This window comes from Paenibacillus sp. NPDC056579 (genome assembly GCF_042793215.1).
In the GTDB taxonomy this organism is placed as follows: Bacteria; Bacillota; Bacilli; order Paenibacillales; family NBRC-103111; genus Paenibacillus_S.
In genome coordinates this window covers 300,787-327,073 of the sequence record NZ_JBHTVD010000006.1, presented here as the reverse complement: position 1 = coordinate 327,073, position 26,287 = coordinate 300,787, and the positions used below count along the sequence as shown (strand labels likewise).

Sequence of the window (26,287 nt, the reverse complement as noted above, 5' to 3'; positions counted from 1 at the left end):
GGTGGGCTTCAATCATACCCTTTGAAAGTCTCACTTGAAAAAATAAAGTATTGGACTAGCGCAATTTCATTAAGCTAACCATGATAAATAGTTAAAAGAACCCTACGTTTCTTTTGCTTTGTTTAACAAGCAACCCTGAGGTTTCTTGACTTGACAAGCAACCTCAGGGTTGCCTATAATCAATATATGAATTGGGACAAAGACGCTATATTCAGTGCACTTGGTGATTCGACTCGGCGACTTATATTAGACGAACTATCCGAACGCAACGAGCTGACGTTGTATGAACTTACGGCACGTCTCATTATGAAGCACCACCTTTCCATTTCACGACAGGCGATAGCTAAACATCTTTCAACATTGGAAGATGCAGGGCTGGTAAAATCAGAAAAAAGAGGGAAATATCGAGTGGTTATATTCAACAACGAACCACTTAAAAATTTGCTGAAAGGGTGGATAGAGTAATTTTAATTAAGAATTTCTGACGAATGTATGGTTTTTTCAGATTGGAGCCAGATTGTTAGCAGAGCACCAACATTGCACATATCAATGGAGGGAAAAACATTATGAAAATCATTGTTACCAGTATATTCGTTCAAGATCAAGACAAGGCATTGGAGTTTTATACAGAAACGCTGGGCTTTGTAAAAAAGCATGACGTTCCCGTCGGAGAATTTAGATGGATAACGCTTGTTTCTCCCGATGAGCAAGACGGTACCGAACTTTTACTCGAACCGAATGACCATCCTGCCGCCAAAGAGTATCAAAAGAAGATATTTGCCGATGGCATCCCAGCTACAATGTTTGGCGTTGCAGATATTAATAAAGATTACAAACGATTATTGGAAAACGGCGTGAATTTTACTATGGAGCCGACAAAAATGGGCGAACTCACAATAGCTGTCTTCGACGATACATGCGGCAACCTTATTCAGATTGGGCAGAAGTAACCAATATTTCAGGAGAAGGCCAAGATAGTTTTGAATTTTGGGATCCCGAGGGTAACAAGCTACAAACAATGGCGATATAAGTAGGTTAACGGGAAACATTAGTTTAATGAAACAGCGGTAGTCTAAGACTTTATTTTTCGAGTCCTATTCCGCCGCTGTTTCATTTTGCATGATCAGTCTAATGAAATTCATTTCCTGATTCTCGTACTATCAAGAACTCCAGTCTAACACTATATTTTCTCAAGACACTGTTACCACTTTGTCACATCTTCGGCCTCCTTCCTGTCTTGTTTAATGACAACACATGAAGGAGGTTTCTTCGAATGGTTTCAAAGTATGATGTGGCCGTTGTTGGTGGAGGTATTGCCGGACTGACCGCAGCAATTTATTTAGCAAGAGGAGGAAAACGCGTCGTCGTTTTGGAAAGTCAGAATCAGATGGGGGGAAGGGCGATCACAAACAAAAAGGACAGAATACACTTCAATTTGGGTTCACATGCACTCTATGCCGGGGATGAGTATGACATTTTCCGGGAATTGAACTTAAATCCGGATATTTTTCGAAAAGTCGACGAGTTCATCCCCTACGGAATCTGGAAAGAGCAGGTGCGAGCATGATGACGGGCGGGTGCAACGAGTTCGATGCGAGAATGGCGAAATGATTGAGGTTCACTACGTGATCCTGACGATATCGCCGCAGATAGCGAGCAGGCTGGTTCCATCTGTCGAACTGACTTCGCTGCAGACGTGGGAGCAGCAGGCCATTCCGATCACGGCCGCTTGTTTGGTAACGGTAGCCTCATTACGTGTAATAGCAGTAATGGTAAAACAAAATATGGTAAATATGATAAAAAAAGATCGACAGTCCGCCGACTCGATTGCCGGTAATCCGCCGCTCATGGGGGATTCCGGCCATAATGTTGGATTGAAATAATATGATATTTGTAATATATATTATGTTATTATAATGTAAACGCTCAACTTTTATGGCGGGAATGGTAATCACCTTCTACAAGGAGTGGTGTATTTGTCAAAGAAAAAAATAAGTATCGTTTTGGCGGCATGTCTTTCGTTATCCACCGTCCTTAGTAAGGCGCCCGCAGGGAGTCTTCTGAACTAGCCGATGGCGGCATCTCCACAGTCAGAAGTGAACACAACGATTACCACCAACGGAATTTTCTGGATGGAGATGAACACGATCGATGTGAGATTCACAAAATATGTCCGTATGGTAAAAAATCACCAAAGTCAAGCATGCCGGAGAGCTGCTTGTTACTTACCAGGACCGTGACCACGGCGGCAACTTTTGGGCCAATCGTAGTAAAGCGGTAAAATTTAGCGCGAAGAATAAGAAAGCCATATAAGAGCGAATCGTGCAGGGTCTGAAAGGTTTGCTCAACATTCCACCTGTTGGCGACATCAAACCTATGAAGGGTATGATGCTTTACTCTACTGGTATGGAGAACAAAAGCTTGGCAAGCCAACAGGAAACTATATAGAAAAGGTGTCGCAGCATGCTGAAATGGCTGATGAACAAAAGCCGACGATCCGTCCGTTTCTACAAAATATTTTTTTCCTACCTCGTGCTGGTGCTCCTGCTTCTGCTTGTTTTGGGCAGCTTCTCGTACGCGGGTATTATCGCCGCTCTGGAGAAGCAAGTCGAGGAGGCACAAATTGCCGCCGACGCGCAGTTGCGCGATCTTATGGACACGCGCTTCCACGAGCTGCAGCGCATAGCTGTGCAAATTTCCTCCAACACGCTTCTTACCCCGTTTGCTCTTGCTCGGCCCGGCTTCAGCTCTTACCAGGCCGTTGCCGAACTGAACAAATATTTGACCAGCAACTCGTTCATTCATGATATCGTGCTGAAATACGATGCCTACGATAATGATCGCATATTTGCTGCAACCGGCGTCTATACCGAGAATGAATTTGCCGAGCGCATATACCATTACCCGAATTGGACATCCTCTCTGAACAGCGTCATCCGTTCGCTGGACGGACCGGTCATTCGACCGGTGGAACCCGTATTTACCGTCAACGACTCTTCGCCTTCCCATTTCGCCACTTATTTGTATCCGCTTCCGGCCTACTCGGGCACACCTTATGGCGTCGTCATGTTCTTGCTCGACGAGAAGATGCTGCTGTCGATCAGCGAAAACTTGGTCAGCAGGCCCGGCACGTCGCTCTATGTAGTGGACGAGAACGGGCAGACGATCTTTACGACTGCCGACGATCCTCAATTTCCCAAGGCGCTTGCCATCAGCTTGTCGGATGCACCCGGGACCGTCGCGACCCGCGCGGTTAAAGGCATCTCCTACTCGGTTATCCGCGAATCGTCGGCGATTAACAACTGGAGTTACATTACGCTCATCCCAACAACGTTGTTTCTGGAGAAAGTGCTGCAGAGCCGCAAGCTGCTCGGCATGATCATGATCATGCTGCTCGCAGGAGGAACGGTCGTCTCGTTCGTGCTGGCAAACAACAATTACCAGAAGCTGAGGCAGCTTGTTCAACTGTTCGCCGACAAGAAAGAAACGGAGACGAGGGCGGCCGATTCGACAGACGAAATCGTCTATTTGTCGAACGCTGTGCGCGAGCTGTCCGGGAAAGAAAGCATGATGACCAAGCTGAGGAGTAAGAAGGGACTGATCCGCGAGAACGTGCTGCTGTCGCTGCTGAAGGGCAAACAGTTGGAGGCGGACGACCTAGAGCATACGCTGGAATTGGCCGAGGTGAGATTCGATTATCCGCATTTTGTCGCCATCCTTCTCGTCATCGACGATTACGCCGCCTTCCAATCGGCCTACTCCGGTTCGATGCAGGAATTGTTCAAATTCAGCATGCTTAATGTCGCCGAGGAGATCGCGATGGAAATAGGACGAGGTTACGGAGTAACCACAGCCGACGAAAGCGGCGTCGCCTTGATCGTCAATCTGGACAATCTGGCGGCTTATAAACCGCATCTCAGTTCGTTTGCTGAAAGCGTCCAGGACTTCTTCATAACTTATTACAAATTTACGCTGAGTATCGGCATCGGTCAGGCATATGAATCACTGACCTCCATCGGGCTTTCTTATTCCGAAGCGCGGCGGGCGATTCATTACCGCTTCGTGCGGGGAACGAGGCAGGCGCTGTTTTTCGAGGAGCTGCAGTCGCATCTGGAGGAACGGCCCGTTTACTTCCACGAATTGGAGGAACGGCTGGTGAAAAGCATCCGTCAAGGTAATCCGGATGAAGCCGAGCTGTGCATCCGTAGCATGATCGGCACCATTCGCTCGCAGTCCGTCACGCCAGAAGCGGCCCGTCTGGCCGGTGCCGGACTGCTGCACACGCTATTGAAGGTATTGGACGAGATACAAGCCGCTAGCGCGCACGAGCTTGTCGATGCGATGCAGCCGTACAATATAGAGACGATCGATGTGCTGGAGCAGCAGATGATTCGCGTCTGCCGTCATGTGTGTGAGGATGTGGCCGGGCGCAAGGAAAGCCGCAACTTTAAGCTGCGGGACGATATCCTGCTATTTCTGCAAACCAACTACAGCGACAGTTCCTTGACGCTTGAGCGGATCGCCGACCATTTTCAGAAGTCACCTTCCTACATAACGCGGTTCATTAAGGATCAGACAGGCTTTTCCCTGATCCGTTATTTGGACATGCTGCGCATGAGCAAAGCCAAGGAGCTGCTGCTGAACGAGCAGCAAAGCTTGGCCGATGTCGTGAAGGGAGTCGGTTACGTCGACGTCTCCAACTTCATTCGCAAGTTCAAGAAGATGGAAGGCGTCACGCCCGAACAATACCGAAGCCTGCAAATCAAAGGGTAACGGAATGAGGAAAACCGGGGTAATGTAAAAAACAGACGATCAAGGAAATTGACCGGTCAATATTTGATTATACCGACACAGATCTGCTTATAGCCTGCCTCCACGCCCTGTTGTATGCTGAGGGCAACTCGCACAAGGGAAGGAGGTTATTTTACTTTAATTTCATTGGAAGCCGAAAGGAGCGAACAGAGATGAACAACCGAATTGCGCATCTTGCGGCCGGACTGGTCTCCGTCTTGTTGCTGCTCGCCTCATGCAAGGATGTCAGCTGGAGCGGCCCCGCGGCTCCGGTTAATCCGGTAGCCTCCGACACCAAGGTGAAGGAGGCGGTAAATCTGTTCAACCTGACCGGCTTCCCGATCGTCAACGCGCCAATCGTGTTGTCAGCTATGGGCGCCAAGGCGGTGTCGCACGGCGAATGGAAGGACATGGAGGTACTGAAACAGTACGCCAAAAAAACGAATATGACGATCCATTGGCAGACAGAGCCGGACAACCTCTTCCGCGAAAAGCGCAATATCGCGCTCGCCGGAAGCAATCTGCCCGATTTTCTATACCGTGCCAAGCTGTCTCCGTTTGACATGGTCAACTTCGGATCTCGAGGCATTCTCATCCCGCTCAACGAGCTAATCGAGCGGTATGCGCCTAATTTGAGAACAATGTTCGCCAACTATCCGAACGTAAAAAAAAGCATTACGGCGCCAGACGGCAATATCTACGCGCTGCCGCAGGTAGCCGAATACTTGGCGCCCCTTGTAGGCAATAAGCCGTGGATCAACAAAAGATGGCTGGATAGGCTGCACCTGCCGATTCCATCGACGACGGAGCAATTTTACGAGACGTTGAAAGCGTTTAAGGGAATAGATTTCAACGGCAACGGTATTGCCGATGAAGTCGTCTGGTCCGGAGAGAAGGGGTTCAGTTTGTGGGAAAGCTTGGCAGGAGCCTGGGGGCTTGCCCTGACAGGGTTTAAGAACGGCAATGTCGACGTCGGGCCGGACGGAAACATTCGCTTTTACACAATGGAGCCCCAATACAAAAGCTTGCTGGAATATTTGCACAATATGTACCGGGACGGCCTTATCGACAAAGAAGTATTCACGCAGGATTCGCCGCAATTGCAGAGCAAGTTGACCCAAGGGCTAGTCGGCGCGACGAATATGACAAACACGTATAAGGCCGGAGACAACTACAGGAACGATTACGTGTCTATGCCTGCGCTGCAAGGCCCGAATGGAAATCGTTTGTATACGGCGGTCAGCCCGGTGACCCAGACGCAGGGCACATTTGCGATTACGAAAAACAACAAGCACCCGGAAGCGACCATACGCTGGATCGACTATTTTTACGGAGAAGAAGGCTCCAAATTTTTACGTATGGGCATTGAGGGCGAAACATACACAACACTTGCCGACGGCAGTGTGCACTATACCGATCGGATCGCTCATAATCTGGAAGGGCTGTCGCTTGAGCAGATGATCGGGCGTTATTCGCCATGGCCAGGCGGCAGTTTGCCGCATCTGATTACGGAAAAGTACGACAGGACGGGCAACAGTATGCCGTCCGCGCTTGCTTCCGCCAAGCTGCTGGAGCCGGACATTCCGCGGGAAATACTGCCGAGCTTCCTGTTCACGAAGGAGGAGCAGGACAGGTTGAATATGCTGTCCGGCGTCATCTCCACCTATGTCGTGGAAATGCGGGTCAAATTCGTCACCGGCGCCGTGCCGTTGACCGAGTACGACAACTACGTCGGCACGCTGAAGAGTATGGGTTCCGACGAATACACGGGCATTTATCAGGCCGCTTACAACCGGTACAAAAACAACTGACCGATCGGAGGAATGATCCGTTCGCGCAGCGGACGTCTTTTCACCACACTTTAAATAGGAATCAAGATAGAGCGAACGTGTAAGGAGCGCTGAAGCCATGAATATCGTCTATTTCCACACGCATGATACCGGGAGATACATCCAGCCTTACGGGTATGCTGTACCTACTCCTCATTTGCAAAGCTTTGCCGAAGAAGCGGCGCTGTTCCGCCAAGCGTTCTGCGCCGGTCCAACCTGCTCGCCAAGCCGCAGCGGCTTGCTTACCGGAATGGCTCCGCATTCGAACGGGATGATCGGTCTCGCCCATCGCGGCTTCCGGCTGAACGACTGCTCGCAGCACCTCGCTTCGTTCCTTGCCCGGAACGGTTATGAAACCGCGCTTAGCGGCGTACAACACGAGAATCACGGCGCGGGGGCGGTCAACGAGCTCGGCTACAAGGAAAATCTCAATCTTTTGAACGAAGCGCGTGGAGGCGAAGCGCGCGATTTGCAGACGGCCCGGCTGGCTGCCGAGTTCATCGGCAAGCAGGGGGACGCGCCGTTCTTCTTGACCGTCGGCTTGCACAACACGCACCGCGCGGAATTCGATTTCCCGCAGACGAGCCGCCCGGTCGATTCCCGGTACGTCATGCCTCCGCATCCGATGTACGACACAGCAGCGAACCGCAAGGATATGGCCGGATTTATCGCTTCGGCTGCGGTTGTCGACGAGTGCTTCGGCATTGTGCGGCAGGCCATCAAGGACGCCGGAAAGTGGGACGACACGATTCTCATCTTTACGACCGATCATGGCATCCCTTTCCCCCGAATGAAATGTTATTTGTACGACACGGGCATCGGAGTTTCGCTCATGATGCGTGTCCCGGGCAGGACAGAAGGTCAAGCAATCGACGCGATCGTCTCTCAGATCGATCTGTTCCCGACATTATGCGAGATAACCGGAATTGCCAAGCCGAACTGGCTGCAAGGCTGCTCGCTTGTGCCACTGCTGGACGGCAGCGTATCCGAAGTTCGCACCGAACTATTCTCCGAGGTGACATACCATGCCGCTTACGAGCCTATGCGCTGCGTGCGGACGGAACGCTACAAATTGATCCGCTTCTACGACGATCACGGTCAGGTAGTCATGTCCAATATGGACAACGGCATGAGCAAACAATTCCTGATGCAGCACGGCATCCGCGAGCGCAGCCGCTCCAAAGACATGCTGTTCGATCTGTATCTCGATCCCGTCGAACGCGAGAACATGATCGACGATTCCGCCTATGTAGGCATTGCTTCCGACCTGACTGAACGGCTGGAAAGCTGGATGCGGCGTACAGACGATCCGCTGCTCGCGGGTCCGGTACCGGCACCTGAAGGAGCGCGTGTCAACCCGCTCGGCAGCTTGCACCCGAACAACTTCGAGTAAACTACTTCGAACCGGCTGATAATAACTTTGCTTTCAACAGATGCCCTGATGGGTATGAGACACTCCCTTGAAGAGGATTGTCGCACCACAATGACGTCTTATAGAGTTGACATATAGACAATGGAGGGTCCCACAATGAAACGAATGAAGATAGTCCATGCAGGCATTCTCGCAGCAGTGCTGCTGGTGAGTGGCTGCTCCGGTCAAACAAGCAGCAAACCAGAAGCCGGTGGAACGGATAATAACTCTGCAAGTGTCAGCACCGAGCCTGTCACGCTGAAACTCTTCGTATCTTACGGCGGCTTTACCGACGTGGAATTCGATTCCTACTTCACCCAGATGGTCATGAAGAAATTCCCTCATATTACCGTTGAGAGGGTTACCGGCAAACTTGCAGAACTCATAACGGCAGGCGATGTCCCGGATCTAATTATGTCCGGTTTGCCGGGTATCCCGGGATTGCAGGAGTTCAAGATTACGGAAGATCTCAATCCGTATATCAAAAAGTTCGGAACGAATATAGCAAATTTCGACCCGACGCTGACGGAACAAATCAAGAAATTCAGCGACAAAGGCGAATTCATAGCGCTTCCTTTCCGTATGAATGTACCTGGTTTGTTCTATAACAAAGATATTTTCGATAAATTCGGAATCCCCTATCCGAAGGATGGTATGACCTGGGAGGAGACCGTCAGCTTGTCGCGTCAACTGACGCGCAGTGACGGGAGTACGCAATATCTTGGAATGTCAACCGGGGGGGCCGACCGAATGGCTATGGGACTTACTCTCCCCTATGTGGACAAGAAAACGAACCAGGCTAACTTGGTCACCGACGGGTGGCAGCGAGTTCTTAACCAGTTCATAGCGATTCACTCCGTCCCGGGCTATGTGAATGACGGTAAATTTGCAGACGTAAACGCAATGTTTCTGAAAGAGAAAGTAGTCGGAATGGCAGCCTACTGGAACGCAGGCATGATCGGGAATATCGAGCAAATGCAAAAAGACGGAACTACGTTTAACTGGGACCTGGTGACGCTGCCTACATTTGACAAAGGGCGCGGATTTGCGTGGCAGGCTGAGGCACACAATCTACTCATTTCGTCCACAAGCAAACATAAGGATCAAGCTTATCAAGTCATATCCTATATCGCCGGCGACGAAGTGCAGAAGTTCTTCAATAAGAAAGGAAGTATGACCGTGTTGAAGAAGACGGAGGAGGTGAAGAAAGATTACGGCTCGGAGCTCGATTTCTTGCAAGGAAAGAATCTGAACGCTTTCTTCACCTTCCAACCCGGAGTACATGAGCATACGAAATTCGATCAGAAGGGCCGCGGCTTGATTAATGATGCTTCGAAAGAAGTGATGCTGAAAGGTGTCGATGTCAATACCGCCCTGCGGTCTGCGCAAGAAAAGCTGAACCAGTATATTCAGGAACAGACAGTCAAATAAATGCAAAGGAGCGGTCGCACCTGCCTACCGCTGAAGGCGGCCTTTATATCCACTCCCACGAAAGCGCTTCCGGTGAGCAAGTACTATTCGTTTGCGGATGGTTGTATGTCTAATGCCATCGTCCCAATCGTCAAAGAGGAGAAAGATATCAACTCGGCGCTGAGAGAAGCGGAAACGAACCGGCAAAAATAACTCGGCAATGAAATGGAAGTAGAGTCATCCAAATATATTCATGTTAAAGGACACCTCATCTGGGGTGTCATTTAATGTCTATGTCCGTCTGAGTCGAGCGGTCGTTTGACCGTTCTCTTCTAAAGTTTCTCTACAGTACTGGCTGCCGGGTTGGAGAGGTGGAGAAGTTAAACATCGAAGACCTGAATTGGGAAAACTGCTCCGCAATTGTAAATGGAAAGGGATCAAAACAAAGAGAAGCTTTGGCAGTGATAACGGAATTCATAAGCCCTACCGCAGCCGCAAAGCCGTATTGCCCTTCCAAAATCCCTGCCTTGTAAGCGTAGGTACGTGAGGGTGAATTCGTTTGAAGCAAGGACTTATTGTGTCCTGCGAATACATCAGCCAGCGAGCCAGGCTCAGCCTTAGTTAGATGTGAACTTGGCCAGAGCTACAAGCATTCGGGCTACTTTGCCGCATAATTTCATAATGGATTTCATTTTCTTGAGCTTTTTCACGTCGACATTGTAGTGATGCAGGGCTCTAACATCCGGATTGGTCATGACCATACACATCGTCATGAGATAGAGGTCGATCAATACGTATCCAGGCTCACAATTTAAGAAGTAAAATGCATTGAAACCCATCGCAACTAGCGATGGGTTTTCGTCTGTCGGGAATGGGATAAGGTTCTTGTCATCCTCCGACAAAAGCCTTGATACATAAGGGCTTGAGCCGATTTTATTACATATGTACAAAATTAAGTAATTTGCATTTACAAAAAACTATGAGGACACTTGATATATCAAGTTTCTTTTGGATTGTGGGGAACTCAGCTTGTCATTGAAGCCTTCCGTCGTAACGGAGGATCTTTTATTACCACCAAATTTCCCCCAGAAGGACCATGGTAAGTATTGTATGTGCTAACCCAATTGAAGCATTAAGCTGCAGCTTTGATGAGCTGAAAGGCGGATTACAAAGTATATTTTTTCCCTTATTGGATATGTTAAAACTGTTCTTAAGACCTCACTAGGAAAAAAAGGAGTGGATTTTATGAAATTAGAGCTCACAGCAACAGAAATGGGCAAGCTCTGGGCTACATACATAGGAAACACAATGGAAAAGTGCGTGCTTAGTTATTATCTGAAGCATGTAAATGACCCCGATATTAAAGTGGCTTTAGAATATGCATTGGATTTATGCAAAAATTATATCCAAACGATTGAACTTTTTTTTCAAAAAGCAGACTTTCCAACACCCGTTGGGTTCACAGACAGTGATGTAAACTTGAAAGCCCCTCGTTTATTTAACGATGAGTTTTATCTTCATTATTTGAGGTATTCGGGCAAAGCCGGAATGAGTCTGTATACAGTAGCTATTCCATTGGTTACAAGAAAGGATATTCGAGATTTTTTCGTCAAATGCGTTGATGATACAATGAAACTGCTTTCAGTTGTTGCAGTGATAGCTGAATCTAAAAATGAGCTTATGAATTCGCCTGTTATTCAGCCCCCTGCAAAAGTTGATTTTGTACATAGCCAAGAGTTTTTAGGCTCATTTTTTGAAGAAAGCAGACCCATGCAAGGATTGGAAATTGCCCATATTTTCGGAAATATTAATAATGATATCACAAGCAAAGCACTTATTATTGGCTTTGCTCAAGTAGCAAATGACAATAAGGTTAGGAAATTTCTGGAGCGAGGAAAGGAACTTAATCAGAAACACATCGAATTGTTAACAGAAAAGTTGTCTAACGAAGGGTTGCCTTACCCGACACTGAAAGATTATTTGGTGACTTCTTCCACGATATCTCCATTTTCTGACAACCTCATGCTTTTTCACAAAGTAGACATGTTTAATGTAAAAATAAGGGAATATGCCAATGGCATATCACTTAACGGTAGAAAAGATATCGGTGCTTTATTTCTGAAATGCCAAACGGACGTAATTTTATATGTGGAAGATGGCGCAAATATCATGATTGACAATGGATGGTTGGAACAACCGCCAGAAGCAGTTGACCGCGATAAACTCATAAAGAAATAAGTTCTTAACAATACTTTCCTCTAATGTACAGGATCGAAGAACTGTAACATTATAAAACAGATAGTTATTCCGCTAAAAGGGGAGGATTGCGCAATTAGAATCCTGGTTTACAATGCGATATATGAAGTTTGCAAAGACCCGGGAATCGCATGAGGCCACTGAAGAACTTACGTTTTTCTTCGCTAGTGTTATGTCATTAGACAACTGATTATGGGAAGCCAATTATTATTATATTAATAACCAATTAAAGACGAACTTTTTTACTTCACAGAATACATGTTCTGCGAAGTAAATGTGGAAATAATATTATTGTAGGACCATATTCATATTTCCGATTGCAGCCGAGGTTTCATTCTGGGCTGTTTTTATTTTATTGTACGTCTTACTTGAAAATTTAGGCGAAAGTAAAATGATATTCAGTTTTTTAATAACATGAGATAACCAACGACCGGCGAGCTTATTCTTGATAGTCCCGAAATAGATCGGCTGAAAGTCGAAGAAAATGACGAAAAGGACTGAATATTGAGGAACATGCGTTTTTGGATAAACCAAAAAGCCAGGGAATGATTCCATGACTTTCGCATAAAGTCGGGGCTTCATATCCTTGACTCAGATTAAGAATATCATTACTCCGTAGTCTAGTTGTTGGATAATCTAACCAAGTGACTAGCAGACAGCTCGTTATATCAGTTTTGTTTACTCATACTCAAGAATTTAAGAACAATCCATCTGCTGAGTATGCTGAAACAAAAGCCAATAAAAGAATGCGTGTGAGTCCAGTTATTCATCTGAAACATATTACCCAGAACAAATAAGGGTTCATTAACGTAGCAAAACAATGCTGCCAAGAAAATACTCGCCAATAAATAAGATTTCCAAGTCTTAAAGAATTGATAAACTACCATAAAACTTACTGGAAAAACAGTTATATCCGCCGGAAAGGTATACGGCGGTTCCATTAGGAATACGCAGTGACTTGTCGATAATAATCTGAAAAGAATAGAAATCCGAGGTTGTTACCGAGGGATCTTGATAAAGTGAGAAGGTACTTGATGTTGTGAAGGTTGGTCGGACACGTTTACTTGTTTTTAACATATACACAAACGCGTATTTTATACATATGTCTAGAAAGTAGCTATAAGCCTTTCTAGACATAAATTCTGTCGGATGACAAGAACATTATCCCATAAATGACAAGAACCTTATCCCATTTATTGAGAAATTTTATATGATGTACCATATTATATGTGTTGTTTTTCCCCTAATAAAAATACTAAGTGTCCCGAGCCCAGTACAATCAAAATCCGGACGGCTCTTTCACAGTTACAACCAAAAGCCTGAAGTTGGAAGGAAAGCCGGGCTCCAATGAAGTCAGCATCACGTTCATGAATCAGACCTTTACGATAAAGATGGATGAGGTTGTCAACGCATTGATCCAGCAGGCCAAAAATAATACGAAACTGTAACGGACGTCAGGGAGGAAGCTTATTTCTTCCTGCTTTGCGCTTAATCGAAAGGGGGAGCATGGCCGGCGTGCTTTACGCTGAGGAAACCGTGAATATAAGGTCCGAAATGAAGAAATTTCCCATTTACCAATGAGACTCGCACCAGCCATTGTAAAAAGCAGCAAATGAGGTTCGGTTAAAATATTACGAGACTTTAGAATAAGCGAGTATTCAAAATGACTTAAATCCATTCGTACAATTAGTTGCAGAATGTGTGGAGGAAAGTTTGAAAAAGTACATAGAGTCTGTCAAGACGCGACTTTTCGAATTATAATAATGTTCCCAATAATAGAAACAGCGGCAGCCATGGAAGATAAAATGACGTCCTAGACTGTCGCTGACTGCGTTGATCGCGTACATAAATTGGATCATATACATTCATCCACTTACTTGGGGGCAATGGATCACACTCTTCGATCTCAAGTAAGGTGATCCGTTCCGGATCATTAGGAGACCACTCTATATCATTCCTTTGCCAGGCTGGCCCATACGTTCATGACGCCCTTATCGTCCTGTCCTACCTTAATGCCAATTTCGCGAAGGGTTGGCGTTCTGTTGTGTAATAAGGAGAGATTGGCCAAGATGCGAAGCACTTTTCTTTCAATATCTTTCAACATGGAACTCAACCCCTAGAATGTTTTCGAATTCGAGCAACTACCAATCTCCCGACGCTTCTATTTTTACGAGTTGCTAATGCGCATCTAAAGCTGTCACAATACCGGTTAGCTGCTGATATTCGTTCCGATTAAACGCGGTTCCAGCCTATCTGTTTTCGATTCCATTAAGCACCGGTACAACTCTTTCTTTTGCTCATCGGTGAGCTCAGGTCTGGTTAATTTGAGATCCTTCGAAGCTTGTTCAACGCTGCGCTGTTCCTGCGGAGGCGCCAGCTTCTGCAAATCCTTTAGGAAGCGGGGGGCCTTCAATATTGCGACGGCACCGAAAGGTGATCCATGCTCCCTTAATGTACCACCAACTTTATTGTGCGATTCTATGGCGGAGCATGCTGCAAAAACGGTTCATCATATCGAAATAGTCCTCAACATCAGCATCATCAATAGCTTCTATTTCGGAAGCTTCCATCAGGAATTTCTTTTCAAAATGCTCCAAAGTAATCATGACCAGCTCAAAAGAATGCTCGCGTTCCACGCCTGCCCCCGAAGCGGCACCTTTTCAAACAACCTTCTCTACACTTTATGGTTCCCCGCGGTTACATCCCCGTACCTTTTCTTGCAAATCCGGTTTCAGTTCGTCCGGTGTCAAATATAACGCTTCGTACACCAATTTGTACTCGTCAGGTGAATTTCGAATGTAATTAAACTTCAAACGGCTAAACTCATCAATGGCTTGAAAAAAATCATCATACGCCAAAACCGTATCCAGCTTCAGCTCAGCCCCGATTTTTCGGGAACAATACTCCAGCTTCAAATACAGTTTTGTCTTGTTTCTGAAATGATGGAAGATCAAAGCTTTGGGAGTGCCGGCTACCTCCGCGATCATTTCCGTCGAAGTATTTTTATACCATGACGCGCAAACAAGGACAAACAATCCTCAAGAACCTTATCTCTTTCGTATAACTGTACAGGCAAATGCATCAACTCGTCGCTATGCTGACCACACGGTCAAAATACGTTTCCAAGCTCCCTTGCGCTTGACAACGAATCTACTAAGTTAACATAAACAAAATATTTAGTAATGATTAATTCTATTGAACGAGAAACTCGTACTAGGTATAGTTCCCTAATGTACAGAGATATATTTTTGGGAGGGAAGAGAGAAGTGAAAAAGAGTATCGCGCTGCTCAATCGTGCGTTAGTCGCAGTCTTGTTATGGACATCGTTGTTTTCTGCAGGCAATGGGCCGATTTCGCCAGTCCATGCTGAGCCAGCTGCCACGAATGTCTTTGCTTCAAGCACTGTAACCGCATCCGCGTACGGTTATGTATCTGACAAGTACAAACCGTCGCAGGCGATTGATGGGAATCTCACATCTAGCAAATGGGTCTATCAGGGAGAAACGAATTTATCCGATACCCGAAATCCATATTGGCTGAAAGTCGATACGGGGGTTGAAACCACAGTAAATCAATTCCTGCTAGCGCATGCGGGTTCGGCGGGAGAACCGTCCGGCTACAATACCCGGGATTATACCATCGAAACCAGTAACGACGATGTGAATTGGACGCCCGTCGTTACAGTGACGGGGAATACATACGCCGTGACGACGCATCGTTTGGATACGCCCGTTACGGCAAGATTTTTCAAGCTATCCATTGCGGACCCTGGTGATGCGGATGCGTCTACCGGCTGCTATTCAGCCCAAATCTATGAATTTCAGGCTTACGGCCAGGTAGAGTCCCCGGTAGCGCAGGCACCACTTATATCAGCGTCTGCCGCAACAGCCAAGGATCAAGGGCTGCTTGGTGAATACTACACCGGAAAAAGCGATTTTAGCTTCGGCGATTATAAAGCGACGACGGTAGATCCGCAAGTGAACTTCACGAATCTGGACCCGGTACTGCAAGCTTGGACAGGTCAACAAGACCATGCCAATGTTCGCTGGACGGGACAGATCATACCGCCGCAAACGGACGCTTATACCTTCTATATGATCGGAGACAACGGTTTTCGTCTCTGGATTGACGACAAGTTGGTCATTGACCATTGGGTAAATGACTGGGACAAAGAGCAGTCGAGCAGCGCTATCTCCTTGGAGGGCGGCAAGAAATACAATGTGAGGATTGAGTATTTCGAAGACTTCGGCGGTTCCAATCTGTATCTGCGCTGGTCAGCGCCAAGCATGAGTAAGTCCATCGTGCCGAGCGGCGTGTTCTATCTGCCGCAGACCTATTCGGGACCGGTATCGGCGACGGTTCCGAAGGAAGGCGCGAGCCTCTCGCTTACCATGCTTGAGGACTTGAATACAGCGCCCGCAGGATTAACGTCTCATGTATCCGTTACGGCGGACGACCAAGCCGTTCAGGTTCAATCCGTGGAACAGGGCAGCGATCCGTCGGTTCTGAAATTGAACCTTGCCCGTACCGTTAAGCCTGGACAACGGGTGAAAGTAACCTACGACGGACAAGGCGCCTTGCAATATACGAACGGAACCTCTGTAGCCAGCTTCCAATTCAGCCCGGCGAATTTATCTGAAGTGGTCAACTATGCTCCGATCGCCATTGCGATGTCGTTCAATGGAAGCCCTAAAACGAATCGCTCATTCGCTTGGTACACAAGCTATGAAAAACCGCAAAACGCGCCGGCTAACGCCAAGGACAGCATTGTGGAAATCGTGACGGCAGACCAAGATTTTAACTCGGCAGCCATAAAGCGGTTTGTCGGAAAGCCGGAAGAAACCCGCGTTTTAACTCTCAAAATTACGAATTCGACAAACGGCTCTTTTATAAGCCACAAGGTGCTGGCTGAAGGCCTGGCACCGGGAACTGTTTATAAATACCGGGTCGGAAGCGACAATAACTGGAGCGAAGTCGGCAGCTTTATGACCGAAGCCGAGAACGAAACGAACTACGAGTTTCTGTATATGACGGACTCGCAAGGCGCCATTTCGCATGATTACGAAGTATTTGCCGATACGCTGAAGCAGGGCCTTGAGCATTACCCAGATTCCAAGTTTATGGTGATGACCGGGGATCAGGTGGATGCAGGCTCGCTGGAATCGCAATGGCTCGATTATTTCGGCAAGCCGCAGGACATGTTCCTCAAGCTGCCGATTATGGCCGCAGTCGGCAATCACGAAGGACCATATAACGATAACTATTATTATCATTTCAACTACCCGAACGACTCCATTCAAAATCCTTTGCCTCCAGGCAGCGTATATTCGTATGACTATGGCGATGCGCACATTATGATCTTGAATACGATGGATATGGCCTGGGACGACCGCCAGAAGGAATCGTTCCGCCAACAGGTGGAGTGGCTAAAGAAAGAAGTAGCCGAGACCGACAAGAAGTGGAAAGTGGTTGGTTTCCATAAAGCGATTTATTCGCTCGGGAACCATGCTCTGGATACGGATATTTTGGATATGAGAAAAATGCTCTATCCCGTATTCGACGAGCTCGGGATCGACGTCGTTTTGCAAGGGCACGACCACACATTTATGAGATCTCATCAGATGTACAATAATAAGCCGGTTAAGGACGTGAAGAAGGACGATAAGGGGAACCCGTTGAATCCGGACGGCACCTTGTACATGATTAACAACTCGGCGGGTACCAAGTACTATGATATAAAAAATGGCGTTGACCGCTATTATGCGGCTGTTTTCGAGCAGCCTTACGAACCGATCTTTTCCGGTATCAAGATGACGGCGGACAGCTTCACCATTGAGTCCTATAAGTCGGGGCAAGACAAGCCGTTCGATACGTATACCATCGTCAGAACGGACAGCAAGCCGAATCCAGTAGAGCAATTGACGGCAGGCCAAACAGGGGATGGCAGAACGGTGCTTTCCTGGAACCGTCCGCAAAGTGTTCAGGCAGACGACGACGTAAGAGGCTTTAGAATCCTCGAAGCGGGTGGCAAGCTAGGTATGAACTGGAGCGCGTATGTTCCTGCTGTAGAGGGTCAGGACGCCTATCAATATATTGCAGCCAATACGGTTGCCGGCGAAACGTACGAATTCGTAGTCAAAGCCGTGGACAAAAGGGACAATTCGGTCGAGAGCATGGTAAGCACCTCGGGAAATGTTCCGGCGGCACCGACCGCACCGGTAGTGGATGACGGATACAATACGTTCGGCTGGACGAACGTTCCCGGGTATTCAAGCCCGAACGATTACGAATATAGTATCGACGGCGGGAATCAATGGCTTCCAGTTACCGCTAACCCACAGCCGGTCGGAGACAACCATTACGCTGCAGGAGCTGTGAAGGTGCGTGTGAAAGCGAATGCCACCACGGGAGCGGAGGCCGGGTTTGCGCTCTCCTCGAACGAGCCGTTTACCGTGAATCAAGTTCACGATACGTATAAGATTACCGGTGAAATTAAGCGGGGCGAGCAGCTGGAGGTACATGTCACATTGGACCCTACGGCCGATTACAGCGCAGACGCCTATACGGTATTCGAGCTGCTGGACGGTGACATGCCGATTCTGGTGAATGCCGTTCCCGTCAAGCAAAATAAGCTGGCGTTCACCCAATATTTCAACGTACAGGGAGCGAATTACAAGGTAAAAGTTTTTGTGATGGATCAGTTTCATAGTGATCCGACTTTACCGAATCAGCTGGCAAGGCCTATTACGCTTCAATGAAAGTGAGGATGGAATACGTTGAAAAAGTATGCAGTGGCCCTGCTGGCATTGTTCATCATGCTATCATCGCTATCAGCTCATGCGGCGCCGGCTTCCTTCACGCTCAACCTGAGTGGAAAGGAAGTTCAACGCGGCGGTGAAATCATCCTTTCCGGGACGGTGACAAGCGACGATTCCGATGTTGTGGTGAAAATTGTAAGACCGAATCAAACCATCTTTTATCTCGATTCTATAACCCCTTCTATGGGCAGTTATTCAACTAAAGTAACTATTCCGAATCACGAAGATTTTGCTCCATATGGCGAATACAAGGTAGTGGCGGGCAATAAGAGTCAATCGGAAAGCAAAGCCTTTACCATAGTAGATCTGAATGGCGGAGGCAGTACTGATCCAGGCAACGGCGGCGGAACCGATCCGGGGAATGGGGGAGGCACCGATCCAGGTAATGGCGGAGGGGCCGGCCCAGGGAACGGAGGGGGCTCTGATTCCGGCAGCGATGGTGGAGACTCATCCAGCCCTTCTACAGGAGGCAGCGTTACCATCCCTGAGCCTGATACCGGCAGCATCCCCGTCAACGCGGGAAAAACAGCCGACGGCATCGTACAGCCCGAAAGCTCTGGAGATGGCCGTTACGTATTCGGCAGCGGCACGCTGGTTCAAGCCATGTCGCAAGCCACCGGAGCCGTAACGATTCAGCTGCCGGCGGACGCGAGCTTATCGGTCCAAGCGCTGGAGTTCCCGGCCAAGTCGCTGCAGGAGCTCAAGGACAAGAGCCTGGATTTCATTATTCAATCCGGTAATAACACGCTCCGCTTCCCTGCAGGCTCCCTTACATCCACAGCTGACTCGCAGTCGCGGATACGCATCGAATTGAACGCAGCCTGGACGGAGGAAGCCAAGCAGGTGTTAAGCCGGTCGCTGAAGAACCAGGCGGATTACGCAAGCACCGGAGTGATCCTGTCCGTTGTCATCAAATTGATCACCGGGGACAGCACGGTAGAAATCCATACGCTGGACAAGCCCGCCGTTGTGGCGATTCAGTTAACACCGGCGCAGGAACAAGCGATTTCGTCCGATCTTGCCGGAGTGTATTACGTAAACGGCCATCAAGCGGAGTACGTGGGAGGCACGATCCGGCAAGGTATTTTCACATTTACAGCGGCGCACTTCTCGTATTATACGATTCTGGAATATAACAAAATGTTTGCCGATGTAGCAGGACATTGGGCGGAGCCGGCCGTTCGCTCGCTGACCGCCAAGCACATCGTGGACGGCGTAGATGACCTTCATTACGAGCTGGGTCGGGGAATCACCCGGGCAGAGTTCGTAACCATGCTTATGCGCGCGTTGAAGTGGAACGATACCGCGTCTCCGGTAGCTGCGGCGAATCCGTTCTCGGATGTAGCGCCGAATGAGTATTATTCCACGCCTGTAGCAGAAGCGGCATCGCTTGGCATCGTATCGGGCTATAACGGCGCGTTCCGGCCGAATGACAAGATTACGAGGGAAGAAGCAGTCATTGCCTTGGTGCAGGCAGCTCCTTACTTCCAATTGACCGCAACGGTGAAATTGGCCCCTGACTTTGCGGATTGGAACGAGGTGGCGGCTTGGGCGGAAGCAGCCGTGAGCGAAGCTTGGGCGAAAGGACTGATCGAAGGAGACGGCCTTCGTTTCCATCCGAAGCAATCCGTGACCCGGGCCGAGGTGGCCGTCATGATCCATAGGCTGCTGCCCAAAGCTTCTTTATAATACGAAAGCGGGAGGACCCCATCGCAATGTGGAAAAAGTTACTATCAATTGTTATGACGGCTATGATCACATACAGCATGCTGACGCCGATCGCTTTGGAAATCGCAGCTGCGGCAGTCAACCCCGCATTACCGGTTGTCGAGACCAAGAATGTGGCGCTTAACGCTAAGGCGACAGCCTCGGGACAGTGCAATGCGAACGAGAGCGCAACCGCAGCGGTGGACGGCAAGAACGATACGAAGTGGTGCGACAATACGAGTACGGCAAACAAGTGGTTAGCGCTCGATTTGGGCCAAGTCTACAATATGAACCAATGGGTCGTGAAAAACGCCGCCATCGGTGAATCGACCAACAGCCCGTTCTGGAACACTAAAGATTTCCGGCTGCAAATGAGTCAAGACGGCCAGACGTGGGTGGATGTCGACGTGGTCAAAAATAACGTGCAAACGATCGTTGAACGTTATGTTCCGACGTTTTCTGCCCAGTATGTAAGGTTATATATCGATAAGGGAGCCTATGACAATAACACGGTTCGTTTGTATGAGCTCGAAATTTACGGAGTGGAGGGCGACAAGCTGCCTGCCTATCCGGCGTCGAACCTGGCTCCGGTGGATTATGTAGATCCGTTCATTAACACTATGGGTGACAACGGGCAGACGAATCCGGGGCCGACTACGCCGTTCGGTCTGGTTTCATTGGGTCCCGATAGTGACGGTGGGGCCTTCAGCGGCTACTACTACCAAGATAAGTATTTAAAAGGCTTCTCGCATTTGCGCTTTAGCGGCGTCGGCTGCAGCGGTGCAGGCGGCAACATCCTGATGATGCCAGAAATTCGCGAATTTACGAAAAACAAGGATGAATACAAGCAGCGTTACGATAAAAACAGTGAAGCGGCTACCCCTGGCTTTTACAGCGTCAAGCTGGCATCGGGTATCGGTGCCGAGTTAACGGCATCACACAATGTGGGCTTCCATCGCTACACGTTCCCGGGGACCGAGACCGGATCGGTGCTGATCGACCTGTCCAACTCCTATGCAGGCATGGTGGATGCCAATCTGACGGTGGAAAACAGCAATGAGATTTCAGGTATGATCAAATCGCAAAATGTTTGCGGGCATGGATACTACACGATGTATTACTCCATCCAGTTTGACCAGGATTTTCAGTCCTACAGCTCCTGGCAGGGCGACGCGGTCGGAGCGGTGGCTCAGCGCAGCGGCTCGAACAGCGGCGTATGGGTGAATTTCAATACGAAGGATAGCCAAGTGATTCAGGCAAAAGTCGGCTTGTCGACGATCAGCGTAGAACAGGCTAAGTACGAACGGGATCACGATATTGCCGGCTGGGATTTCAATGCGCAGCATACCAAGTCCAGGAATGCTTGGAGTGAATTGCTGAACAAGGTGGAAATTACCGACGCAGACGAGAAGAACAAGCGTGTCTTTTATACGCAGCTGTACCACACGTTCCTTCATCCGAATAATGTGACCAGCTCCAACGGCACCTTCAAAGCGGGGAGAGACGAGAACACGATTCGTCAGGTCTCCGAATTCGGCAATGATTTTGAATATTATAATGGCTGGACAACCTGGGATGACTTCCGCAAGTACGCTTTGTTCTCGGTGCTAACTCCGAAGAAATATGAGAACATGGTGAAGTCCCTTGTCGATCTGTACAGTACAAGAGGCTCATATACTCAATGGGGCGACGGCTACTGGCCAAGTCCGACGGTCAGAAATGAGTTTAACGGAGCGGTTATTCTCGATGCGTACGCCAAAGGCTTTACGAACTTCGATGTATACAAAGCGCTCAAAGGAATGGCTGTGGATGCGGATAATTTCTCGGTCAGCGACGGGGAAATATCCGGCAAGCTGGAGAAGGCCAACAGCGCCTCGTTTCCTATGAAGCTCGCCCAGCTGGTCGGAGACCTCGATACGTATGAGAAATACAAGCAGCTCGCCTTGTCCTACAAGCAGCTCTGGAATCCGAATCAGGTCGATGAGAACGGGGAGAAGCGCGGCTTCTTTACTCCGAACGGGCAGACGGTGAGTAAAGGGGATATTTTAGCGGTAGATAAGTACGCTTATCAGGGCAACCTGTGGACATACCGCTGGTCCGTTCCCCAAGATGTAAATGGGCTTGCCCAATTGATGGGCGGCAAGAAAGAAATGGCGCAAGAGCTCCAGCATTTTTTCAAAATCAACGAGTATATGGCCATCAATGAACCGGATTTGCATGTTCCATACTTATTCAACTACCTGGGTTATCCGTATTTAACCCAATATTATGCCAGACAATACACCACAGAGACGGTCACTCAAAAATACCATAACCACGGGCCTTACGCTTATCCGATGAAATCCCGGGTTTACAGGGATGATCCGGAAGGATACTTACAATCCATGGACGATGATGCCGGCGGGATGTCCTCCTGGTTTGTCTATAGTGCGCTGGGCTTGTTCCCGGGCAATCCCGGTGAAGCAAGCTTCTTGATCGGTTCGCCGATTTTTTCTGAAGTGAAGCTGCATTTGGATAACGGCAAAACATTTACGATTAAAGCTGACAATGTGTCCAGCAAAAACCGTTTTATCCAATCCGCACAGTTAAATGGAAACAACTTGAACCGGGCCTGGATTCAATATGACGATGTGATGTCGGGGGGCACTTTGAATTTTCGTATGGACTCCACCCCGAATACGAGCTGGGGAGCCGCTCCCAGCGCTGCTCCACCGGCATTGAATTTTACATCGGAAGTCAATAATGCGCTGGCACGCCAGACATTGATCGCCGAGCAATCCGAATGGAAATACTATGATAAAGGCCAGTATGCCGGCAATGGCTGGACCGGCTTGGATTACGACGACAGCAGTTGGGCCCAAGGTCCCGCGATGCTGGGTTATGACAACAACGGCAAAGTAAAAACGAAGATGAGCTACGGCCCGGACACTAACAATAAGTATCCGACGACATACTTCCGCAAAACCTTCGAAGTAGCCAATACCCATGATATTCTCGAGCTGGATGCCAGCCTCATTCGCGATGACGGGGCTATCGTCTACTTGAACGGTCATGAAGTGATCCGTACGAATATGCCGGCCGGCGAAGTCCATTACGGCACCTTTGCGAACGCGACGGTCAATGACGAGCGGGTCCGCAATTCGTATCAGATAGACCCTTCGTATTTGGTCCAAGGGACCAACGTCATTGCTGCAGAGGTCCATCAGGTGAATGCGACGAGCTCAGATATCGCCTTCGAATTCAGCTTTGCAGCGGTCAAGCAGCTGAAGAAACCGGAGGCGCCGACAGTGCCGGTCGTGGACGATAAAGCCAATACCTTCGGTTGGACTTTCGTTCCCGGCTTTGAGCAGCCGGCCGACTATGAGTATAGCACAGACGGAGGCTTGAAATGGAAGCCGGTGACCACCAATCCACAAACCGTAGGCCCGCTCGCTTTCGAAGCAGGGAAGGTTCAGGTCCGGGTGAAGGCGGATGAGGGCTCCGGCCATACGATCGGCCACGTGCTGATCTCGAATGCCGCCTATACATCCGACATCCAGTGGGACGTGTATGATCTCAAAGCCGATGTGCATCGGAACGGCAATATGGATGTGCGGGTAACAGGAACACTGAAAGGCGATTATGCGGATTCCGCTGTCGTAGTCTTCCAGTTAATGGATGGTTATGAACGGGCATTGATGTCCAACGCCGTGCCCGTGCAGACCGGAAGCTTCCAGCTGTCGCAGCTTTTCAATGTCAATGCAAGCAAGTATCAGATGAATGTTTATCTGGTGGACGCCTACAACGGCAATATCTACGATTCGCTATGGCTGGCAGAACCGATCGTATCGCAGCCGGAGCCGGTAACCGAACCCGAACCGGAGCCGCCGGTCATCGAGGAGCCGCTGCCGGAGCCATTGCCGCTGCCGGAGGAGGAGTCTGAGGTTCCGGAGGTGCCAGAATTGCCGGGCGAGCCTGGAGACGGAGGGTTGACGCTTCAGTTCGAGAGCCGCACGGAGTGGACGTCGGACGTGAATACCTTCAACAATAACCCACTAAAAACCGAAGCAGGCAATAACGGAACGGTGGTTGCAAACACCTTTGACGGCGCTTGGCTGGCCTATGATAACTTTGATTTCGGCACTCAAGGAGCCAATCAGATCACCGTGGAGTATGATGCGCCGACGAATAAAGTGCCTGCGGGCAGCAAGCTGGACATTCGGTTGAATGCCGTCGACGGGGAGCTTATCGGAACGGTAGACCTCCTGAATACGGGCGGCGGCTGGGGATCCTATAAAACAGCGCAAGCCCAATTGAACAAAACGGTAACAGGCAAGCAAAGGCTGGTTATTGTCATGAAGGGCATCACGACGAGTTCGTTGCCTTACATCGGCAACTTTGATAAGATGACCTTCGGCTATCAGAAGATTAGAACGGATTTCGCCAAGCTGGAGTTGGAGACATACGATGAATGGAGCACGGCTTCCAATCCTGCCAATAACAGTCCGCTGAAAACCGAGAACGGGAAGAGCGGGAAACAGGTTGCGAATACATTTAGCGGCGCTTGGCTGGCCTATAAGGGAATGGATTTCGGCAGCAGCGGTGTGAATCAATGGTCCATCGAGTATTCGAGCAACAGTGCGAATTGTGCAGCCGATTCGGCTGTAGAAATTCGTCTGGGCGGAGTTGACGGACAACTGGTGGGCAAGATTGCCGTACCTCCGACGGCAGGCGCCTGGGGAACTTACCAAACGGTTACAGGGCAGCTGACTCAAACCGTTACAGGAATGCAGGATGTTTACCTTGTCTTAACCGGTACGACGGACTCGACTTATAAGTACATCGGCAACCTGGACAATGCCGGCTTTGAGCTAGTGACAGCGCCGGAGGAGCCGGGCGGAGAACAGCCGGAGCCGAAGCAGCTGGCCATCGAGCTTGAAGATAAAGCTGAATGGTCCACGACGGCTCACCCGCTCAAAGGGGGAACGCTCAAGGTAGAGAACAACAACGGCGGCAAAGTGGTCGCCAATACGTTCGACGGTGCCTGGCTCTCCTTCAAAGCGGTTGATTTCGGTACGATAGGTAGAAATCATATGGCTTTCGTCTACGACGCTCCTGTGCAAAAAGCGCCGGCAGACGCAATAGCGGAAATTCGATTGGGAGGTATCACAGGTAAGCTTATCGGTACAGTCCAGTTGACCCATACCGGCGACAACTGGGGTACCTACAAAACAGCGGAAGCGGACCTGAGCACGACCGTTACCGGAAAACAGGACGTGTATGTAGTTCTGAGAGGGACGGTAGACAGCGCTCATCCGTACCTGGGGAATCTTGACCGCTTGACGCTCGAATACCGTCCGGTCAGAAGCGACTTTGCCAAGCTGGAATTGGAAGCCTATGACGACTGGTCCGCGGCTCTTAATCCATACAACAACAATCCGTTGAAAACCGAAGCGGGCAAAAGCGGCAAGCAAGTCGCCAATACATTTAGCGGCGCATGGCTTGCCTTCAAGCGAATGGATTTTGGCAGCGACGGCGTCAATCAGCTGGCCATCGAGTATGCTAGCAACAGTGCAAGCTGCCCGGCCGACGCAGCTGTGGAAATTCGGCTAGGTGGCGTTAACGGTACGCTGGTCGGGAAGGTTAACACGCCTCCGACAGCAGCCGCATGGGGAACCTACAAAACCGCTAGAGCGCAGTTGACACAGACGCTAACCGGTATTCAGGACGTATATCTCGTGATGAAAGGCACGGGAAGCACGACTTACAAATATATCGGCAATCTCGATAACGCTAGCTTTACCCCTTAAGAGTGCGCAAACGCCGGAGCAGGATTGAATCGTCATTCAGAGCTACAAATAAAGGTCGGGTCAGGAGCGAATCTTGCTGCTGAGCTCGACCTTTCATTCTTGTACAGCGCAAAGGAATACGGAGTTCCCGTCAAGTCAAGATGCCAACAACAACCAACAATGTCCAATGACACACAATCAATTTCCAGATTTTCCGGACTTTCAAATAGATTGAGGGTATATTTGTATCAAGAAACTCCGACACAAATATACCCTCATATTAAGCGGATGACACAA

At 49.1% G+C, this 26,287-nt stretch carries 17 protein-coding genes and 2 pseudogenes; 14 read left to right on the top strand and 5 right to left on the bottom strand.

What is annotated here, in order from left to right; genetic code table 11:
- Positions 1-186 precede the first annotated feature (186 nt).
- The 9 genes and pseudogenes from ACFQ88_RS23690 to ACFQ88_RS23650 form a co-directional block, all read left to right on the top strand.
- Positions 187-465, top strand: coding sequence for an ArsR/SmtB family transcription factor (locus ACFQ88_RS23690; protein ID WP_379457960.1), 279 nt, complete (start codon positions 187-189; stop codon positions 463-465).
- A gap of 101 nt (positions 466-566) precedes the next feature.
- Positions 567-950 (top strand): VOC family protein, encoded by a 384-nt coding sequence (locus tag ACFQ88_RS23685; RefSeq protein ID WP_379457387.1) that lies wholly within the window; start codon positions 567-569, stop codon positions 948-950.
- Between the two features lie 323 nt (positions 951-1,273).
- Complete coding sequence (locus ACFQ88_RS23680) at positions 1,274-1,567, top strand: FAD-dependent oxidoreductase (protein WP_379457385.1); 294 nt, start codon at positions 1,274-1,276, stop codon at positions 1,565-1,567.
- A gap of 10 nt (positions 1,568-1,577) precedes the next feature.
- A complete protein-coding gene (locus ACFQ88_RS23675) occupies positions 1,578-1,883 on the top strand; it encodes a hypothetical protein (protein WP_379457382.1) in 306 nt (101 codons plus the stop codon).
- Positions 1,884-2,463: 580 nt separating this feature from the next.
- A complete protein-coding gene (locus tag ACFQ88_RS23670; protein ID WP_379457380.1) occupies positions 2,464-4,773 on the top strand; it encodes a helix-turn-helix domain-containing protein in 2,310 nt (769 codons plus the stop codon).
- Positions 4,774-4,964: 191 nt separating this feature from the next.
- Complete coding sequence (locus tag ACFQ88_RS23665) at positions 4,965-6,602, top strand: extracellular solute-binding protein (protein WP_379457378.1); 1,638 nt, start codon at positions 4,965-4,967, stop codon at positions 6,600-6,602.
- Between the two features lie 97 nt (positions 6,603-6,699).
- A complete protein-coding gene (locus ACFQ88_RS23660) occupies positions 6,700-8,013 on the top strand; it encodes a sulfatase family protein (protein ID WP_379457376.1) in 1,314 nt (437 codons plus the stop codon).
- Between the two features lie 135 nt (positions 8,014-8,148).
- Positions 8,149-9,462: an ABC transporter substrate-binding protein gene (locus ACFQ88_RS23655; protein ID WP_379457374.1), complete on the top strand. Its 1,314-nt coding sequence runs from the start codon at positions 8,149-8,151 to the stop codon at positions 9,460-9,462.
- Between the two features lie 311 nt (positions 9,463-9,773).
- Positions 9,774-9,974 (top strand): annotated as a pseudogene (locus ACFQ88_RS23650) (tyrosine-type recombinase/integrase); the annotation flags it as partial.
- A gap of 84 nt (positions 9,975-10,058) precedes the next feature.
- On the opposite strand, the pseudogene ACFQ88_RS23645 reads toward ACFQ88_RS23650, so the two are convergent.
- Positions 10,059-10,223: pseudogene (locus tag ACFQ88_RS23645) on the bottom strand (IS110 family RNA-guided transposase); the annotation flags it as partial.
- A 463-nt stretch (positions 10,224-10,686) separates the two neighbouring features.
- Between ACFQ88_RS23645 and ACFQ88_RS23640 the strand changes: the two are divergent.
- Positions 10,687-11,679 (top strand): DUF3231 family protein, encoded by a 993-nt coding sequence (locus tag ACFQ88_RS23640; protein WP_379457370.1) that lies wholly within the window; start codon positions 10,687-10,689, stop codon positions 11,677-11,679.
- Between the two features lie 686 nt (positions 11,680-12,365).
- Here the strand turns inward: ACFQ88_RS23640 and ACFQ88_RS23635 are convergent.
- Complete coding sequence (locus ACFQ88_RS23635; protein WP_379457368.1) at positions 12,366-12,638, bottom strand: CBO0543 family protein; 273 nt, start codon at positions 12,636-12,638, stop codon at positions 12,366-12,368.
- Between the two features lie 384 nt (positions 12,639-13,022).
- Here ACFQ88_RS23635 and ACFQ88_RS23630 point away from each other — a divergent pair, with 384 nt between their 5' ends.
- Positions 13,023-13,145 carry a hypothetical protein gene (locus ACFQ88_RS23630; protein WP_379457366.1) on the top strand — a complete coding sequence of 41 codons (123 nt, stop codon included), beginning with the start codon at positions 13,023-13,025 and terminating at the stop codon, positions 13,143-13,145.
- A gap of 503 nt (positions 13,146-13,648) precedes the next feature.
- Here ACFQ88_RS23630 and ACFQ88_RS23625 read toward each other — a convergent pair.
- From ACFQ88_RS23625 to ACFQ88_RS23615, 3 genes are all read right to left on the bottom strand, one after another.
- Positions 13,649-13,801, bottom strand: a complete 153-nt coding sequence (locus tag ACFQ88_RS23625; RefSeq protein ID WP_379457364.1) for a hypothetical protein — start codon at positions 13,799-13,801, stop codon at positions 13,649-13,651.
- 361 nt (positions 13,802-14,162) lie between these two features.
- The gene (locus tag ACFQ88_RS23620; RefSeq protein WP_379457362.1) at positions 14,163-14,333 is read right to left on the bottom strand and encodes a hypothetical protein; all 171 of its coding nucleotides are present in this window, start codon (positions 14,331-14,333) and stop codon (positions 14,163-14,165) included.
- 45 nt (positions 14,334-14,378) lie between these two features.
- Positions 14,379-14,732: a TetR/AcrR family transcriptional regulator gene (locus tag ACFQ88_RS23615; protein WP_379457360.1), complete on the bottom strand. Its 354-nt coding sequence runs from the start codon at positions 14,730-14,732 to the stop codon at positions 14,379-14,381.
- A 231-nt stretch (positions 14,733-14,963) separates the two neighbouring features.
- Between ACFQ88_RS23615 and ACFQ88_RS23610 the strand changes: the two genes are divergently transcribed.
- Genes ACFQ88_RS23610 through ACFQ88_RS23600 form a run of 3 tightly spaced genes read left to right on the top strand, consistent with a single transcriptional unit; the run spans position 14,964 to position 26,011 of the window.
- The gene (locus ACFQ88_RS23610) at positions 14,964-18,455 is read left to right on the top strand and encodes a PA14 domain-containing protein (RefSeq protein WP_379457358.1); all 3,492 of its coding nucleotides are present in this window, start codon (positions 14,964-14,966) and stop codon (positions 18,453-18,455) included.
- An 18-nt stretch (positions 18,456-18,473) separates the two neighbouring features.
- Positions 18,474-20,204: an S-layer homology domain-containing protein gene (locus ACFQ88_RS23605; protein WP_379457356.1), complete on the top strand. Its 1,731-nt coding sequence runs from the start codon at positions 18,474-18,476 to the stop codon at positions 20,202-20,204.
- 26 nt (positions 20,205-20,230) lie between these two features.
- Positions 20,231-26,011, top strand: a complete 5,781-nt coding sequence (locus ACFQ88_RS23600; protein WP_379457354.1) for a glycoside hydrolase domain-containing protein — start codon at positions 20,231-20,233, stop codon at positions 26,009-26,011.
- Positions 26,012-26,287: the final 276 nt, after the last annotated feature.